The sequence below is a fragment of the Nonomuraea sp. NPDC001831 genome, from assembly GCF_042892035.1.
In the GTDB taxonomy this organism is placed as follows: Bacteria; Actinomycetota; Actinomycetes; order Streptosporangiales; family Streptosporangiaceae; genus Nonomuraea.
The window spans coordinates 82914-98342 of the sequence record NZ_JBIATU010000024.1; the positions used below are offsets into that span (position 1 = coordinate 82914).

Annotated in this window: 14 protein-coding genes; 5 read left to right on the top strand and 9 right to left on the bottom strand. The window is 73.8% G+C overall.

Annotated features, from left to right (window positions below):
- The first annotated feature begins 19 nt into the window (after positions 1–19).
- From ACFYYW_RS45115 to ACFYYW_RS45135, 5 genes are all read left to right on the top strand, one after another.
- Positions 20–187 carry a hypothetical protein gene (locus ACFYYW_RS45115; RefSeq protein WP_352322679.1) on the top strand — a complete coding sequence of 56 codons (168 nt, stop codon included), beginning with the start codon at positions 20–22 and terminating at the stop codon, positions 185–187.
- A 36-nt stretch (positions 188–223) separates the two neighbouring features.
- Positions 224–2857 (top strand): lanthionine synthetase LanC family protein, encoded by a 2634-nt coding sequence (locus tag ACFYYW_RS45120; protein ID WP_387659735.1) that lies wholly within the window; start codon positions 224–226, stop codon positions 2855–2857.
- Positions 2858–3102: 245 nt separating this feature from the next.
- A complete protein-coding gene (locus tag ACFYYW_RS45125) occupies positions 3103–3489 on the top strand; it encodes a hypothetical protein (protein ID WP_387659738.1) in 387 nt (128 codons plus the stop codon).
- A 237-nt stretch (positions 3490–3726) separates the two neighbouring features.
- The gene (locus ACFYYW_RS45130; protein WP_387659741.1) at positions 3727–4230 is read left to right on the top strand and encodes a hypothetical protein; all 504 of its coding nucleotides are present in this window, start codon (positions 3727–3729) and stop codon (positions 4228–4230) included.
- On the top strand, positions 4227–7031 hold the full coding sequence (locus ACFYYW_RS45135) for a tetratricopeptide repeat protein (RefSeq protein WP_387659744.1): 2805 nt from the start codon (positions 4227–4229) through the stop codon (positions 7029–7031). Before ACFYYW_RS45130 ends, ACFYYW_RS45135 begins: the two co-directional genes overlap by 4 nt.
- Before the next feature lie 52 nt (positions 7032–7083).
- On the opposite strand, the gene ACFYYW_RS45140 is transcribed toward ACFYYW_RS45135, so the two are convergent.
- Genes ACFYYW_RS45140 through ACFYYW_RS45180 form a run of 9 tightly spaced genes read right to left on the bottom strand, consistent with a single transcriptional unit; the run spans position 7084 to position 15331 of the window.
- The gene (locus ACFYYW_RS45140; RefSeq protein ID WP_387659747.1) at positions 7084–7965 is read right to left on the bottom strand and encodes an ABC transporter substrate-binding protein; all 882 of its coding nucleotides are present in this window, start codon (positions 7963–7965) and stop codon (positions 7084–7086) included.
- Positions 7965–9062 (bottom strand): LLM class flavin-dependent oxidoreductase, encoded by a 1098-nt coding sequence (locus ACFYYW_RS45145; RefSeq protein WP_387659750.1) that lies wholly within the window; start codon positions 9060–9062, stop codon positions 7965–7967. The genes ACFYYW_RS45140 and ACFYYW_RS45145 overlap by 1 nt, the downstream gene beginning before the upstream one ends.
- The gene (locus tag ACFYYW_RS45150) at positions 9052–9840 is read right to left on the bottom strand and encodes an LLM class flavin-dependent oxidoreductase (protein ID WP_387659754.1); all 789 of its coding nucleotides are present in this window, start codon (positions 9838–9840) and stop codon (positions 9052–9054) included. Before ACFYYW_RS45150 ends, ACFYYW_RS45145 begins: the two co-directional genes overlap by 11 nt.
- Positions 9837–10334, bottom strand: coding sequence for an NADPH-dependent FMN reductase (gene ssuE / locus ACFYYW_RS45155; protein ID WP_364340717.1), 498 nt, complete (start codon positions 10332–10334; stop codon positions 9837–9839). Before ssuE ends, ACFYYW_RS45150 begins: the two co-directional genes overlap by 4 nt.
- A 1-nt stretch (position 10335) precedes the next feature.
- The gene (locus ACFYYW_RS45160; RefSeq protein WP_387659758.1) at positions 10336–11808 is read right to left on the bottom strand and encodes a hypothetical protein; all 1473 of its coding nucleotides are present in this window, start codon (positions 11806–11808) and stop codon (positions 10336–10338) included.
- 20 nt (positions 11809–11828) lie between these two features.
- On the bottom strand, positions 11829–12539 hold the full coding sequence (locus ACFYYW_RS45165; protein ID WP_387659761.1) for an ABC transporter ATP-binding protein: 711 nt from the start codon (positions 12537–12539) through the stop codon (positions 11829–11831).
- A complete protein-coding gene (locus ACFYYW_RS45170; protein WP_387659764.1) occupies positions 12536–13375 on the bottom strand; it encodes an ABC transporter permease in 840 nt (279 codons plus the stop codon). The genes ACFYYW_RS45165 and ACFYYW_RS45170 overlap by 4 nt, the downstream gene beginning before the upstream one ends.
- Complete coding sequence (locus ACFYYW_RS45175) at positions 13372–14364, bottom strand: ABC transporter substrate-binding protein (protein WP_387659767.1); 993 nt, start codon at positions 14362–14364, stop codon at positions 13372–13374. Before ACFYYW_RS45175 ends, ACFYYW_RS45170 begins: the two co-directional genes overlap by 4 nt.
- The gene (locus ACFYYW_RS45180; protein WP_352322665.1) at positions 14357–15331 is read right to left on the bottom strand and encodes an ABC transporter substrate-binding protein; all 975 of its coding nucleotides are present in this window, start codon (positions 15329–15331) and stop codon (positions 14357–14359) included. Before ACFYYW_RS45180 ends, ACFYYW_RS45175 begins: the two co-directional genes overlap by 8 nt.
- Positions 15332–15429 lie beyond the last annotated feature (98 nt).

Below are 15429 nucleotides of genomic sequence, written 5' to 3' on the forward strand. Positions count from 1 at the left end.
CGAGGGGAGAGGCAAACCGATGACGGCGCTTCTGGAACTGGAACCGCGGCTCGCCGGCGAGACGACGATCGAGCCCGCCGCCCTGTTCGACGACGAGTACGGCAGCCTGCACCTGCGGCTGGGCTGCGTGCCCACCTGCATCTGCCGCAGCGGATCGAGCAACTGCCAGCGCTCGACGGTGGTGTGACGGAGCCTCGGCCGAACCAGTCGATCACTCGCACCGATGATGACCGACACTGATCACGAGCAGATCGAACGCCTTGTGCGGCGCCTCGCCGAGGGGCGTCCACACACCGTCCGTAGGAGCTCGCTGTGGCTGATGGTGGACGTCCCGGCGTTCGATCTGCCCGACCACGGGTGGAAGCTGCACCTGTCCTCGCGGGAGTCCGGGTACGCGGAGTTCGCCGAGTTCGTCGTCCCCGCGCTGCTGGACCTGGGCTGCCCCTTCAAGCTCGCGCGCACCCCCGTCCTGCTGGGCGCGCTCAATGACGGGCTTCGCAACCCGGCCGCCGTCGGCAAGGCGTGCACGGTCTACCCGCCGCAGGACCGCGTCCGCGAGATCGGGCTGTCGCTCGCCGGGCTGCTGCGGGGCCGCAAGGGGCCGCGCGTGGTGAGCGACCGGCGGGTGGCCGACGACGCGCCCGTCTACTACCGGTACGGCCCCTTCATCGCCTCCTGGCACGCCAACGCGGGAGGCCAGGTCGCCACCCGCCTGTACGGCCCCGCCGGCGAGGTCTTCGACGGCGAGGCGTCCCTGACCTACCGCCAGCCCCCCTGGGCCGAGGACCCGTTCACCGGCGGCGCCGCCGGCCCGACCGGCCAGGCCGTGATCGGCGGCCGGTACCGGATCACAGCCGGCGTGTACGAGTCGGCCCGGGGCAGCGTCTTCCGTGCGATCGACGAGCGGAACGGCTCGACCGTCGTCGTCAAGCAGGCCAGGGCGTACGTCCTGGAGTCCGAGGACGGGCTGGACACCCGCCTGCGGCTGCGCAACGAGCGGCGGGTGTTGTCGATGCTCGGCGACGTCGAGGGCGTGCCGCGCTTCCTCGATCACTTCCGGCACGGCGACGACGAGTTCCTGGTGATCACCGACGCCGGCGAGCGCAACCTGGAACAGGACCTGCTGGCCGCCGGGCGCTATCCGCTGGCCGCCGAGGACCCGCCGCCCGGCCGTGCCCTGGAGGATCTGGCCTGCTCTCTGGCCCGCACGCTCTCGCAGGTCCACGAGCGCGGCGTCGTCATGTACGACCTGGCCCCCAAGAACGTCGTCACCGGGGCGCGGCCCTTCCTCGTCGACTTCGGGTTCGCCGCGGCCGGCGGCCTGCACATGAAGGGCGGCACCTTCGGCTACATGCCCGAACGGCAACGCCGCCGGATGGAGCCGCTGGACCACGACGACTGGCACGGGCTCGGCATGACCCTGTGGTACGCGGCCGGCTTCCAGCAGCCGGTCGAGTCCGACGACGACTTCGACCTGCCGCGACGGCGGGCCCTGCAGCAGATCCACCGCGCCTTCGGGCCGGCCCCGCAGGGCGTGATCGGCGCGATCGCCGAGCTGCTGAGCGGCGACCCCGACCGCGCCCGAGCGGCGGCCCGTGCCCTCGCCCACGACGGCGGCGCCACCTTCCGCGTCCTCTACCGCCGATCTTCCGGCTCTTCCGGCTCTTCCGGTATGTCCGGCTTCTCCGGCGCGGAAGGCGGTGGTGACGGGGCCGGCGGCCCGGCGGAGACCGAGGGCGTGCCGGAGTTGCCCGCGCCGCCGCACGTGGACCGCGCCCTGATCGCCGACCTGGTCCGCAGCGTCCGGGCCGACCTGGTGGCGCAGACGGCAACGGTGGTCGACGGCCACTCCGACTCCTCGGCCGAGCACGACGCCAGCCTCTACAGCGGCTCGGCCGGGGTGGCGGCCGAGCTGCTGCGGCACCGCGACGACCCCGACGTGGCCGCGCTCCTGCCCCGGCTGCTGGAGCACGCCAGGACCACCGCCGCCCGCACCGCGCTCCCGCACGGCCTGTACGCCGGCCGTACGGGCGTGGACCTCGTGCTCCAGGAGGCCGGGGTCTGCCCGAACCCTCCGGTGCCGGGCGCGGACTGGACCCCCGAGGGCCCCGACGTCATCATCGGGGCCGCCGGGGTCGGGCTCGGCCACCTGATCCTGCACGGCCGGGGGCTCGGCGACGACCATCTGCGGGTGGCCGAGCGCTGCGTGGAGCTGATCGCGACCGGCACCGCGCCGTCGCCGTACACGAGCGAGCGGTATCCGGAGACGGCCGGGTTCGAGACCGCCGTGGGCTACGCGCACGGCCTGGCCGGCGAGATCGACTTCCTGCTGGAGTACGCCGAACGCACCGGCGAGGACAGGGCGGCGGAGCTGGCCGCCGTCAAGCTGCGCGAGCTGGCCGGGCGCACCGAACCGCTGCTGGCCAAGGCGGCGGGACGGGCGGCGATGCCGCTCGCGATCTCCTGGTGCCAGGGGCACGCCGGGGTCGGGCGGGTGCTGCTGCGGGCCGGGACCGTGCTCGGGGAGCCGCGCCACACCGAGCTCGCGGTCCGGTGCGCCGAGGTGTGCCTGGGCTGGCTGCCCCGGCTGGTCGTGGTCGGGCCGTGCTGCGGCGTGTCAGGGGTGGGCCACCTGCTCGTGGACCTGGCCGTGGCCACCGGCGAACGGCGCTACCGCGACGCGGCCCGCGACGCCGTGACCCAGCTCCTGCTGCGCAGCGGCGGCACGCACGACCGTCCCGTCTTCGTCACGGGGCTGCCGGGCGAGGGCGGGCCGTCGTGGGCGCAGGGGCTCACGGGCGTCCTGACGTTCCTGCGCCGCCTGCGCGACGACGGCGGCCCGGTCCTGCTCTCCTGACCACACCCGGCGGCGAGGCACGGAACCGTGGGCGCGAAACCGTGGGCACGAAACCGTGGGCGCGGACACCGCGGGCGCGGCACCTCGACCTCGCTCACCCGGCCTCAGCGTGACCGACGCCCGCCCCTGGTTCGCGGCGTCACCTCCGAACGGTCCCGGAGGCCGGTTGTCGCGCGCCGCCGGCCGCCCGGCTCTCTTCCCTCAACTCGCTAGGCAGCCCGCCACGACGGCTCTACGCTCGCGCTGTGGCTGACCTCGGTCTCGTCCAGGCGTGGCAGATGTGGTTCGACAACGTGCAGGTGAATCAACACACGCTCCATGGATGGTCGATCCTGGCCTTGGGGCGTGCGGGCAAGCTGGTCACCTTCGCCGCCGGCTTGACGATCATCCTCGACATCGCGGGACAGCAACGTCTCACAGCCGTCGCCACATGGCTCCGCCGTGAACGCGATCGAGCAGACCTCCTGCTCTTCGGACTCCTGATGACCGCCTGGTGGTTCGCCCTGGCGGCGCTCACTCCCGACTGGCGACCTCCGAACGCGGCTGTTGGGATACTCACGAACATGGCCATCGGGGCACCGTTGTCGGTGGCTTCGCGGCCTGGTGGGCATGGCTGGGCACGCGCTTGCTGATGGGCTGGACACTGGCGAACCTGGCCAAGTGGCTGGAGCATCCACAAGCTGTGCACTTTCGTGTCCTGTCGCTGGTGGCGCTCGTGGTCGGCTTCCACTTCGACCTGCTCAGCTCATAGGCGACGCCGGAGACGTATCCGGCTGCCGGCCGCCACGGCCTGCCTCCAGCACGCGCAGGCTGGTAACGCCTTCGCTACTTCAGGTCCGCCGCCGCCGGCTCCGGGGCACCCTGGAGACATGTCGAAGACGTCGTCCGGGGCAGGACGCGCGACGGGATCGCAGCTGTGGCGGGTTGTGGCGATCGCCGCGGCCGTCGTGCTGGGGCTCTGTCTGGTGGCTGGGGTGCTGTGGTTCTTCGCCGATCCCTTGCACCTGCCCGACCAGGTGCTGCAGGTGCTGGATCAGCGGGCAAGCGTGGTCGGCATGTTCACCGGCATGGCGCTGGGTGCGGCGGCCCTGCTGGTGGCGGTGCTGGCGTTGCGTGCGCAGTTGCGCGCCGAGCAGAGCCCGGCAGCGGCCGAGGAGAGCCCGACAGGGGCAGGGCAGAGCCCGGCAGCGGACGGGCAGGGTGCACCGCCTGGGGTGCCGGATTCCAGCGAGCGGACGGTCGCCATCGGCGGAGACGATTCCGGCGTCGTCTCGACCGGTGACGGCGCGCGGAACGTGCAGATGCGGGCGGAGGCATCCGGGGAGGGCCGGGTGTACCAGGCAGGCGGCGACCAGACCATCAACGAGCGATGACCACCACCCCGCTGGACGAACCTCGGGAGCGGCCGGACGTCCAGATGGATGGCAGCGCTCGCGAGCACGGCCGAACGTACCAGGCGGCCCACGACCAGATCATCAACGAGATCACCCACCAGGGCCCGCGGCGGCCGCTGCCCCCCGTCGGCGCTGTGCGGGTTCCGGCGGGGTTGTCGGGCCTGCCGCGCCGCCCCGCGGCCGCCTTCGTCGGCCGGGCCCCGGCCATGTCGGCTCTGCGCCGGACGCTGCGGGACACGACGGCCACGGGCCTGATCAGCCAGGCCGTGCTCGGGCTGGGGGGCGTCGGCAAGAGCGAACTGGCCCTGCAGTACGCCTGCCACCACCACGACGAGTATCAGCTGGTGTGGTGGATCGACGCCGACGGCCCCGACCGGATCCGGGCCGGCCTGGCCGCCCTGGCCAGGGCGCTGACCTGCGGCGTCGACTCGATCGCCGCCGGGCAGACGACCGTCGAGGAAGCCGCCGCCTGGGCGCTGAGCTGGCTGGCCACCCACCCTGGCTGGCTGGTCGTGCTCGACAACGTCGAGGAGGTCGCCGACGTCGAGCCGTACCTGGCCCGCCTCGTGCACGGCCACGTGCTGATCACCACCCGCCGCGACATCGGCTGGCAGCACCTGAACGTCACCCCGCTCCGGCTGGAGCTGCTGACCCGCGAGGCGGCGATCGACCTGCTGGCCGGCCTGGTCGGCCCGCCGGACTCCGCCGACCCGGGCAGGCTGGCGGAGCTGGCCGAACAGCTGGGGGATCTGCCGCTCGCGCTGACCCAGGCCGGCGCCTACATCGCCCGCACCCCTCGCATGAACCTGGCCGCGTACCTGCGGCTGCTGAGCGACATCCCCGCCAGGATGTACGCCACCACCGCGACCGCCGGGGGCGACGCCGAGCGCGTGGTGGCCAAGGTGCTGACGCTCAGCCACCTTCGCATCCAGGCCGTCAACCCCCTGGCCATCGACGTGCTGAACCTGCTTGCCTGTTTCGCCCCCGACAACCTGCCCGGCTCCGTTCTGGACGGCCTGCCGGAGACCGACCGGATCGAGGTCGGCGACGCACTGGCACTGCTGGAGTCCTACAGCCTGATCACCATCGCCCGCGGCCCCGTCGAGCTCGTGCCCGGTCAGCCCGAGGACCTGGTCAGCGTGCACCGGCTCGTCCAGGCCGTCACTCTGCACCAGCTCACCCCCGCCCAGCGCGATCGAACGCACCGCATCGCGGCGGATCTGATCCTGTCCGCGCTCCCCGACGATCCGGACACGATCGGTGCCTGGCCCGCCTACCAGGCACTCCTCCCGCACGCCCGCGCCGTGCTGCCGGGGGGCTCACCCGGCCTGAACCGGCTCGTCACCTATCTCAGCGCCAGCGGTGACTACGCCAACGCCGTCCGGCTCCAGCAGGACATCTACACCCATGCGGCGGCAACGCTGAGCGCCGAACACCCCGTCATCCTGTCCATCAGGCACAACCTCGCCTATTACACGGGGCAGGCGGGGGACGCGGCCGCCGCCCGCGACCAGTTCGCCGCGCTGCTCCCCGTCGAAGAACGCGTCCTGGGCGCGGACCATCCCGACACCCTGACCACCCGGCACAACCTGGCCCGCTGGACGGGGGAGGCCGGGGACGCGGTCACCGCCCGCGACCAGTACCCCGCCCTCCTCCTCATCCACGAACGCGTCAAAGGCGCGGAACACCCCGACACCCTGACCGCCCGGCACAACCTCGCCTACTGGACCGGGCGGGCCGGGGACGCGGCCGCCGCCCGCGAGCAGTTCGCCGCCTTGCTCCCCGTCCACGAACGGGTCCAGGGCGCGGAACACCCTGACACTCTGACCACCCGGAACAACCTGGCCCGCTGGACGGGGGAGGCGGGGGACGCGGCCGCCGCCCGCGACCAGATCGCCGCGCTGCTGCCCATCAGGGAACGGGTCCAGGGCGCGGAACACCCTGACACTCTGGCCACGCGAGCGAACCTGGCCCGCTGGACGGGGGAGACGGGGGACGCGGCCGCCGCCCGTGACCAGTACGCGGCGCTGCTTCCCGTCGAAGAACGCGTCCGGGGGGCGGAACACCCAGCCACCCTGATCACCCGGGCCAACCTGGCCCGCTGGACCGGGCGGGCAGGGGACGCGGCCGGCGCCCGTGACCAGTACGCCGCGCTGCTCCCCGTCCACGAACGGGTCCAGGGCGCCGAACACCCTGACACACTGGCCACCCGCGCCAACCTGGCCCGCTGGACCGGGGAGGCGGGGGACGCGGCCGCGGCCCGCGACCAGATCGCCGCGCTGCTGCCCATCCGGGAACGCGTCCAGGGCGTAGAGCACCCCGCCACCCTGACCACCCGGGCGAACCTCGCCCGCTGGACCGGGGAGGCGGGGGCCGACGCGGCCGCCGCCCGTGACCAGTACGCCGCGCTGCTCCCGATCGAAGAACGCGTCCGGGGCCCGGAACACCCCCACACCCTGATCACCCGGGCCAACCTGGCCCACTGGACCGGGGAGGCGGGGGCTGACGCGGCCGCCGCCCGTGACCAGTACGCCGCGCTGCTCCCCATCCACGAACGGGTCCAGGGCCCCGAACATCCCCACACCCTGACCACCCGGCACAACCTCGCTTACTGGACCGGGCTGGCAGGGGACGCGGCCGCCGCCCGCGACCAGTACGCCGCGCTGCTCCCCATCCACGAACGCGTCCAGGGCGCGGATCACCCCCACACCCTGGCCACCCGGCACAACCTCGCCTACTGGGCCGCGCGAACAGCGGAGACGGAGCCTAGTGACGGATGATCGTCGAAGGCCGGCCTCGCCGCTGCCGCGTGGGCGGCGGTGCGGGCAGGAGTCACCGGGTTCGCGTCACCAGCTCGCCGATCTCGGGGAGGACGGCGTCCGCGACCGTGATCTTCCGCTGGATGAGCCCGTTGGCGTGGAACAGGTCGGCGGCGTGCTGCTGCTCGGCGACGAACTCCGCGCTCACCGGGTGCAGCCCCCACGGGCGGGTGCGCAGCGCATGCTCCCACGCGTCCTGGTCGCCGTCGAACAGGGCCGCGGCCTCGCGCGGGTGCTCCTCCGTCCAGCGGTCCGCCCGCTGCAGCGCGGTGACGATCCTGGCCAGCTCCTCCGGCTGTTCCTGGGCGAAGTCGCGGCGGGTGAACCAGAGCGAGCGGTGGCTGAACAGGCCCTCGGTCTCCACCAGCGTCCGGGTGCGCGACTCGACCGGCGTCAGGTCCGGGTAGGAGCCCACCCAGGCGTCCACGTCGCCGTTCACCAGCAGCTCGGCGGCGTTGCCGTAGGCGTCCACGGGGACGATGTCGCCCCATCCGAGCCCGGCCCGCTCCAGCGCCAGCAGCAGCAGGGTGGTCTGCCAGGAGCCGTGCCCGAGCGCCACCCGCCTGCCCTTCAGCTCCGCCACCGAGCCGATCGGGGAGTCGTCCCGCACCACCAGGCGGCCGTTCTCGACCCGCGGCCCCGAGATCGCCACGTACACGATGTCGTGCCCCTTGGCCTGGGCGGTGACCGGGGGCGTGGAGCCGGTGCCGATGAAGTCGTATCCGCCGTCGAACAGGTGGTCGCCGTGGGCGGACGGCAGGGCCCGGGTGGGATCGACGCGCTCGCCCCGGCCCAGGGCGTTCAGGTCCACCCATTCGACGTCGGGCAGCAGGTCGCGGTGGCGGGCCACCCAGAGCGTGTTGTTCTGCGGGAAGAAGCCGACCTTGGTGGTCATCAGGAGCGTCCTTTCAGTAGCGGCAAAACGTGGCGGCCCACGCGGCGGGCCTCTTCGAGATGGGGGATCCCGGCCAGGATGAGGGCGTCCACCCCGAGGTCAAGCAGCCGGTCGAGGCGGTCGGCGACCTGGTGGTAGTCGCCGACCAGGCCGAAGGCCGGGCCGTCGCGCAGCTGGCTGAACCCGCCCCACACGTGGGGGGCGACCTCCAGGGCGCGGGGGTCGTCACCGGCTCCGGCGAGGAAGGCGCGGCTGCGCCGCACGCCGACGGAGTCGCCCTCGCCGGCGTCGCGCTCGCGCGGCCGGGCCCGCCAGCCGGCCTCGATCTCCGCCCACGCCTCCTCCTCGCTCTCCCGGGCCAGCAGGTCCACCCGCACGGCGAACCGGGGCGGCGTGGCACTGTGCGCGCGCACCGCGTCGAACTTCTCCTTGAGCGCCTCGAACGGCTCCAGCCAGGACAGGTAGTAGTCGGCGTGCCGGCCGGCGGCGTCGATGGCGGCGGGGGAGGAGCCGGAGAAGAAGATCTCGGGGAACGGCTGCCCGGCCAGTTCCTCCGGCAGCCCGGCGTTCTCCACCTGGTAGAAGCGGCCCCGGTGGGTGTGCCCGCCCTGCCAGACGCCCTTGAGCACGTCCAGGAACTCCGACGTGCGCGCGTAGCGGTCGTCGTGGTCCACCTTGTCGCCCCACCACAGCTGCGCCGGGCCGCCGCCGCCGGAGATGACGTTGTAGACGATCCGGCCGCCGGTGGCCCGTTGCAGCGTGGCCGTCATCCGGGCGGCCTGGACGGGGTGCAGGAAGCCGGGCTGGAAGGCCACCATGAAGCGGTAGGACGTGGTCTCGCGGGCCAGCGTCGCGGCGGCGGCCCACGGGTCGTCGGTGTGCGGGAAGTTCGGCAGCAGCCCGCCGGTGAAGCCGCTGTCCTCGGCGGCCCTGGCGACCTCGGCCATGTAGTCGGCGTGGGTGTAGCCGTCGTCGCGGCCGTCCCTGGTGCCGGGGGCGGTGCCGCCGGGGGCGAAACCGCCTCGGCTGCGGACGCGGCGGCGCAGCGAGGGCTGGTCGCCCTCCATGTGGATGCGCCAGTAGATGTCAACGGTCAACAGACCGCTCCTTCACGTGCTCGCCGAGGCGGTAGACGTCCTCGGTCTGGAGGAAGAACTCGGTGACGCCGAGCGCGGCGTACTCGTCGGCGGCCTCGATCGAGGGCAGGCGCACGCCGTAGCGCAGGCCGGGCAGCTCGGGGACGAGGGCCGCCACGTCGTCAGCGGCCGCGAAGACGTGCACGTCGGCGTGGCGGCGCGACAGCTCCAGGGCCTCCGGCGAGGCGCCCGACAGGTGCACCTCGGGGAAGGGCGGGGACGACAGCGGCGCGCCGAAGCCGCCCTTGACCACCTCGTAGAAGTCCCCGGCGAAGTCGAACGGGCCGCCGCCCCAGACGCCCTTGGCCACGGTGAGGAACTCGTCGGCGCGGGCGAACCGGGCGGCGCCGGTCAGGAAGTCGCCCTGCGCCCTGGCCACGGCCGGGTCCAGGTCCACCGCGAGCCGCCAGCCGAGCCGTCCGGCGGAGAAACGCTGCAGGGACGCCGACAGCTTGGCCGCGTAGACCGGCGTGGCCACGGCGGGGTGGAACTCGGCGACGACCCGCAGGTGGCGGGTGCGGCGCAGGGCGTTGGCGGCGACGACGAGAGACTCCTGGCCGGCTGGGTCGAAGGGCGAGAGCGCGCCCGCCCACCCGGACAGGTCCGCGGCCACGGCGGCCCGCCCGGCGGGGTCGGTGAGCGACGGCCGCACGTCGGTGACGAAGGCCGGCAGCTCGGCGGGGGCGGGGCTCGCGGTGGGCAGGACCAGGTGGAAGCGCGCGGTGCGGTGCGTCGTCATGCCGCCGCCCCCAGCGGGACCTCTTCCAGCAGGGCGTCGATGCGCGGGAGCAGCTCCCCGGCCAGCGGCTCGATCTGGGTGTCCAGCACGAACAGGCCGCGCGTGACGTGCCGCGCGCCGAGCACGCTCAGCACCGGGCGCAGGGCGTAGTCCACGGCCAGCAGGTGGGCCGGGGTGCCGCCGGTGGCGATCGGCACCACCGTCTTGCCGGCGAACGCGCCCTGCGGCAGGACGTCCAGGAACGCCTTCAGCAGGCCGGTGTAGGACGCCTTGTAGATCGGGGTGGCGACGACGATCGTGTCGGCCGCGGCCACCTGCGCGGTGGCGTGGGCCAGTTCGGGATGGGCGGTGTCGCCGCGCAGCAGGGCCTCGGCGGGCAGGTCGCGAAGGCGCAGGACGGTGGCGGGCCGGCCCAGCCGCCCGGCCAGGTGGTCGAGCAGGCGTACGGTGCGCGAGGCGGCCGATGGGCTGCCGGAGATGAGCAGGACGGACATGTCAGATCTTTCCTAGGGGTTCAGCGGAAACGGGCGGCGTCCGGGTCGGCCGCGGCGACTGGCCCGTCTCGTCGAGGAAGCCGGGCGGCGGCAGGTGGTACGGCGGCTCGGCGCCGGCCGGCAGGAGCGCGGGCTCCCGTTCGCGGGAGTCGAACTCCGCGCCGACCGCCGCCAGCGTCTCGGGCTGCTCGACCAGCGTGACCGCCGCCGTGGCCAGGTAGCGGGCGGCGGCCAGCAGCCCGGCGTGCGCGATCGGGGTGCCGGTCGCCGCGGTGGCCGCCCACGAGTGCAGGGGCACCCCGAGCGGCACCACGGCCGCGACCAGGCTGAGGTGCGGCGCCGTCCAGCTCACCTCGGAGGTGTCGCTGGACGGGCCGCCGAGGTCGGGACCGGCGGGCGGGTGCAGCGGCAGCACCTCGCCGGCCAGGCCGGCGGCCGGCCGGCCGATCGCCGCCTGCAGCCGCCGCGCGAACGCGTGGTCGGCGTCGGTGAACGCCGGCGGCCCCAGCTCGCTCATCGTGTGGTGCAGCAGCTCGGCGCCCGCCCGGTTGCCGAGCCCCTGCCTGATGGCGGTGACCAGGCGATGCTCCAGCCGGGTCCCGCTGCCGGCGGCGGCGGCGTGGGCGCAGGTCACGACCTGGTCGTAGAGGGTCCTGGCGGCGGCGGCCGTGGACTCGCGGACGTAGACCCACACCGTCTGGAGGTCGGGGGTGACGTTGGGGGCGCCGCCGCCGCTGATCGTGTAGCTGACCCGGCCGGAGGGGGAGACGTGGCCGGCGCGCAGGCGCTCGACCATCTCCGTCAGCAGCAGCGCGCCGTCCAGGCCGCTGCGGGTGCCCAGCGGGTTCGAGCCGTGGCCGGGCGAGCCGAGGAAGGAGAACGTGGCCGAGTACAGGGCGCTGGTGACGTCCCAGCCGGTGCCGGTGACGGGGGCGGGGTGCCAGTCGAGGAAGGCGTCCAGCCCGTCGTAGGCGCCGTCGCGCACCGCGTACGCCTTCCCGACCAGGTGCTCCTCGCCGGTGGAGGCGAACACCTTGATCGTGGCCCGGCTGCCCAGTGCCGTGGCGGCGGCGATGGCCGCGCCTGCCGACGCCGCCGCCAGGGCGTTGTGGCCGCAGCCGTGGCCGGGGCCGTAGGCGGGGGCGTACTCGTCGCCCTCGAACGCGACCGGCTCGTGCCGGGCCGCGCCGGCTCGCTGGGACAGGCCGGGCAGGGCGTCGTACTCGACGTTGAAGCCCAGCACCGGCCCGCGGTCGCCGTGGGTGGCGACGAACGCGGCAGGCAGGCCGGCCGTGCCCCACGCGATCGTGAAGCCGTGCGCGCGCAGGAGCGCGGCGGTGGCCAGGGCCGAGCGCCATTCGCGCAGCGACGGCTCGGCGTAGGCCCAGATCCGGTCGGCGAGCCCGGTCAGCGCGGCGGCGTTCCCGGCGATCCAGCCCGCCGCCGTCACGGCCCTGCTCCCGGCCCTGCTCACGGCACTTCTCCCGGGCGCCGTCATGGCGCCGCTCCCGCGTGGGTGTCCACGCCGAGGTCGGCGAGCAGCCGGCGGCGCAGCTCGACGAAGTCGGGGTCGGTGCGGTCGCGCGGCCGGTCGAGCTCGACCCGCACATCGGTGACGAACGTGCCCGCGCGCAGCACCGCGATCCGGTCGGCGAGCAGGATCGCCTCCTCCACGTCATGCGTGACCAGCACCACGGCCGGGCGGTGCCGGGCGCACAGCTCGGCGATCAGGTCCTGCATGTGCAGCCGGGTCAGGGCGTCCAGCGCGGCGAACGGCTCGTCGAGCAGCAGCAGCTCCGGCTCGCGTACCAGGGCCCTGGCCAGCGCGACCCGCTGGGCCTCGCCGCCGGACAGCGTCGCGGGCCAGGCGTCGGCGTGGCTGCTCAGCCCCACCTCGGCCAGGGCCGCCAGGCCCTTGGCACGGGCGGCGCGGCCCTGCCCGATGATCACGTTGGCGAGGGCGCGCTTGGACGGGACGAGCCGCGGCTCCTGGAAGACGACGGTGCGCACCGGCGGCACCAGCACGCTGCCGCCGCCGGCCGCGTCCAGCCCGGCCAGGATGCGCAGGAGCGTGGTCTTGCCGGTGCCGCTCGCGCCGAGCAGCGCCAGGAACTCGCCGCGCCGCACGTCCAGGTCCACCCCGTCGAGCACGGCGCGTTCGCCGAAGACCTTGCGCAGCCCCCGGGTGCGTACGGCGAGGCTCATCGGATCGTCACCGCCCTGCGCCAGGGCATCGTGACCCGCTCGGCCAGCCGCAGGGCCAGGTCGGCGGCGAGCCCGATCACCGCGTACAGCAGCACGCACAGAGCGAGGATGTCGGTGCGCAGGTAGTCGGTGGCCCGGGCCATGAGGTAGCCGAGCCCGGCCGTCACGTTGATCTCCTCGGCGGCGATGAGCGCGATCACGCTGAGCGTGGTGGACAACCGCAGCCCGGCGAAGATCGACGGCAGCGCGCCCGGCAGCACGACCTCGCGGGCGACGGCCAGCCGGCCGAGCCCGAACGAGCGGGCCGCCTCGACGACCTTGCGGTCCACGTTGCGCACCCCGCTGGAGACGTTGATGTACATGGGGAACGTGCAGGCCACCCCGATCAGCAGGATCTTGGACGCCTCCTCGATCCCGAACCAGACGATGAACAGCGAGGTCAGCGCCAGGAACGGGATGGCGCGCAGGGCCTGCATCGAGGAGTCGACGAGCTCCTCGCCGAGCCGGGTGAAGCCGGAGACGACGCCCAGCGCCAGCCCCGTGGAGGCCCCCAGCAGCAGGCCGAGCCCGGCCCTGGTGACCGACACGCGCAGCGCCTCGGGGAGCTGGCCGTCGGCCCACAGCTCGCCGAAGGTGTCGACGACGTCCTGAGGGCCGGCGAGCACGTCCTGGGTGAGGGCGCCGGTGGCGGTGGCCGCGTACCAGGCGGCGAGCAGCAGGACGGGGCCGGTGGCGCGCAGCGCGAGCGTGACGGCCGGGTGGCGGCCGGACGAGCGCGGCGGCTGGGGCGCGACGAGCCCTTCGACGCCGGCCTCCGTGTGCGTGGCCAGGCTCATGACGGGGTGCTCCCGAGCGTGGTCACGTCCACGACGTGCTGGGAGACGTCCAGTGGCGCGGTGAGCACCTTCTGGTCGAGAAAGAACTTCGCCACGTCCTGATATTTCGTGATTTCGGCGGCGGTGACCGCCTGGGCGGGCCTGCCCTTCTTCTGGATGCCGACCACGAGCTCCTTCTGCTCGCCCTGCACGGCCTGCGGGCCGGTCTGGGTGAAGACGTTCAGGTACGCCGCCGGATCGGCGATCTCCTTGGCGCTGCCCTCCTTGATGAACGCGAACAGCGCCTTGACCACCTCGGGATGCTCCTGCAGCAGCTTGTTGGCGGCCACGTAGATCACGTAGTTGTCCGACTTGATCGCCTCGCCGTCGGCCAGGACGCGCGCGTCCAGATCGGTGACGGCGGGGATGAGGAAGGTGGAGAAGGTGGACCAGGCGTCCACCTTGCCCGAGCCGAAGACCGGCGCGGTCTGCGGCGGCGGCAGGTAGACCCGCTTGACCTTCTCGACCGGCACGTCGAACGTCTGCAACGCCTTGAGCAGCAGGTACTCGCTGGTGCCGCCGTGCCCGACGGCCACGCTGCGCCCGGCCAGATCGGCCACGGACCTGATCGGCGAGTCCTTCTTCACCACGATGCCCTCCCCGGCCAGGTCGGGCGGGACGGTGGCGAAGATCTTGAAACTGGGCTTGACGGCCAGCGCGGTGACGCCGGAGGTGATCGAGCCGGTGGCGATGTCGAGCGAGCCCGCGTTGATGGCCTGGGCGGCCGGGGCGAACACGGAGAAGTCGCCGGCCCACTTGACCTTGGCGTTGACCTTGGCCAGGGCCGCGTCCAGGCTGCCGTCCTTCTTCGCGACGGCCAGGAAGCCGCTGTTGCCGGGGTCGGAGATGCGCACGACGACCTGCTCCTGGCCGGCGGCGGTGGTGGTGTCCTGGCCGCCGCAGGCCGTGGCCAGGAGGGCGAGCGGAAGGGCGAGCAGCAGCTTACGCATGGGTGACTCCTTGGAGCGGGGTGTGGTCGGCCCAGGCGGCGACGTCCACGGGTGATTCGAGGAAGCCGTGGCCGCGCAGGAAGCGCTCCTGCTCGGCCAGCAGGTCGAGGCGTTCGGCGGACAGGTCGAGGTGGAGGGAGGCGCCGGGGCGGTAGGCCGCGGCCACGCCGGTCGCGCCGGCGCCGGTCTCCGCGCCCAGGATCCTGGCCACCTCGGACGGGTGCGCGGCGGCCCAGTCCGCGGCGCGCAGCAGGACGGCCAGGAAGCGGGTGACCACCTGCGGATGCTCGTCCAGCAGGCGCTGGTGGACGGTGATCGGGCGGGGGGTGCCGTTGTTGATCCGCGCGCGCCGGTCCGGCACGGCGTCCAGGTCGATGCCCACCTCCGCGCCGTGGCGCAGGGCGGCCTCGACGGCGAGCGCGCCCTTGACGTAGACCGCGTCCACCCGGCCGGCGGCCAGCGCGGCCAGCTCCGCCTCCCACTGGCCGCCGCCCGGCTCGGCCTCGACGTCCACCAGTTCGGCGTCACCGAGCCCGAGCCCGGCCAGGGAGAGCGCGCCGTGGAAGCCGCGCAGGGCCATGGCCCGCCAGAAGTCGATGGCGATGCGATGCCGGGGCGCCGCCAGCCGCAGGCCCTTGAGCTGCTCGGGGCTCTCCAGGGCGGTGCCGCCGCGCACCAGCACGACCTGCCGCTCCTCGATCCAGGTGAGCCCGATGAGCCTGGTCGCCTCGCCGCGCGAGCGCGCCCACAACGCCGGCACGTTGCCGCCCTCGCGGAACAGGCCGGTCAGGGCGTGGGTGTAGTGGGTCTCGCGGGGCACGCCGGGGTCGTCGTCCTGCAGCGAGCGGACCTCGATCCCGTCGCCGGCGAACTCTTCCGCCAGCCAGCCCTGGTCGGCCGCGATGCCTGTGGCGGTGGGGACGGGACAGCGGGTGAACCAGATGGCGTCGAGTGCGGCTGTGGTCATGGGCAGAGTTTGCTTGTAAATTGGTAGGGAATGCAAAGATTGTCCCGCGATGCGGGAAGCGTTCCCGGCCGGACCGGCTCTCACCTGGTCCCCGATCT

Coding starts and splice junctions, on each gene's coding strand:
- ACFYYW_RS45165 (WP_387659761.1), bottom strand. CDS start 12,539: ATGAGCCTCGCCGTACGCACCCGGGGGCTGCGCAAGGTCTTCGGCGAA.
- ACFYYW_RS45115 (WP_352322679.1), top strand. CDS start 20: ATGACGGCGCTTCTGGAACTGGAACCGCGGCTCGCCGGCGAGACGACG.
- ACFYYW_RS45120 (WP_387659735.1), top strand. CDS start 224: ATGATGACCGACACTGATCACGAGCAGATCGAACGCCTTGTGCGGCGC.
- ACFYYW_RS45140 (WP_387659747.1), bottom strand. CDS start 7,965: ATGACCACCAAGGTCGGCTTCTTCCCGCAGAACAACACGCTCTGGGTG.
- ACFYYW_RS45130 (WP_387659741.1), top strand. CDS start 3,727: ATGTCGAAGACGTCGTCCGGGGCAGGACGCGCGACGGGATCGCAGCTG.
- ACFYYW_RS45135 (WP_387659744.1), top strand. CDS start 4,227: ATGACCACCACCCCGCTGGACGAACCTCGGGAGCGGCCGGACGTCCAG.
- ACFYYW_RS45170 (WP_387659764.1), bottom strand. CDS start 13,375: ATGAGCCTGGCCACGCACACGGAGGCCGGCGTCGAAGGGCTCGTCGCG.
- ACFYYW_RS45150 (WP_387659754.1), bottom strand. CDS start 9,840: ATGACGACGCACCGCACCGCGCGCTTCCACCTGGTCCTGCCCACCGCG.
- ACFYYW_RS45180 (WP_352322665.1), bottom strand. CDS start 15,331: ATGACCACAGCCGCACTCGACGCCATCTGGTTCACCCGCTGTCCCGTC.
- ssuE (WP_364340717.1), bottom strand. CDS start 10,334: ATGTCCGTCCTGCTCATCTCCGGCAGCCCATCGGCCGCCTCGCGCACC.
- ACFYYW_RS45175 (WP_387659767.1), bottom strand. CDS start 14,364: ATGCGTAAGCTGCTGCTCGCCCTTCCGCTCGCCCTCCTGGCCACGGCC.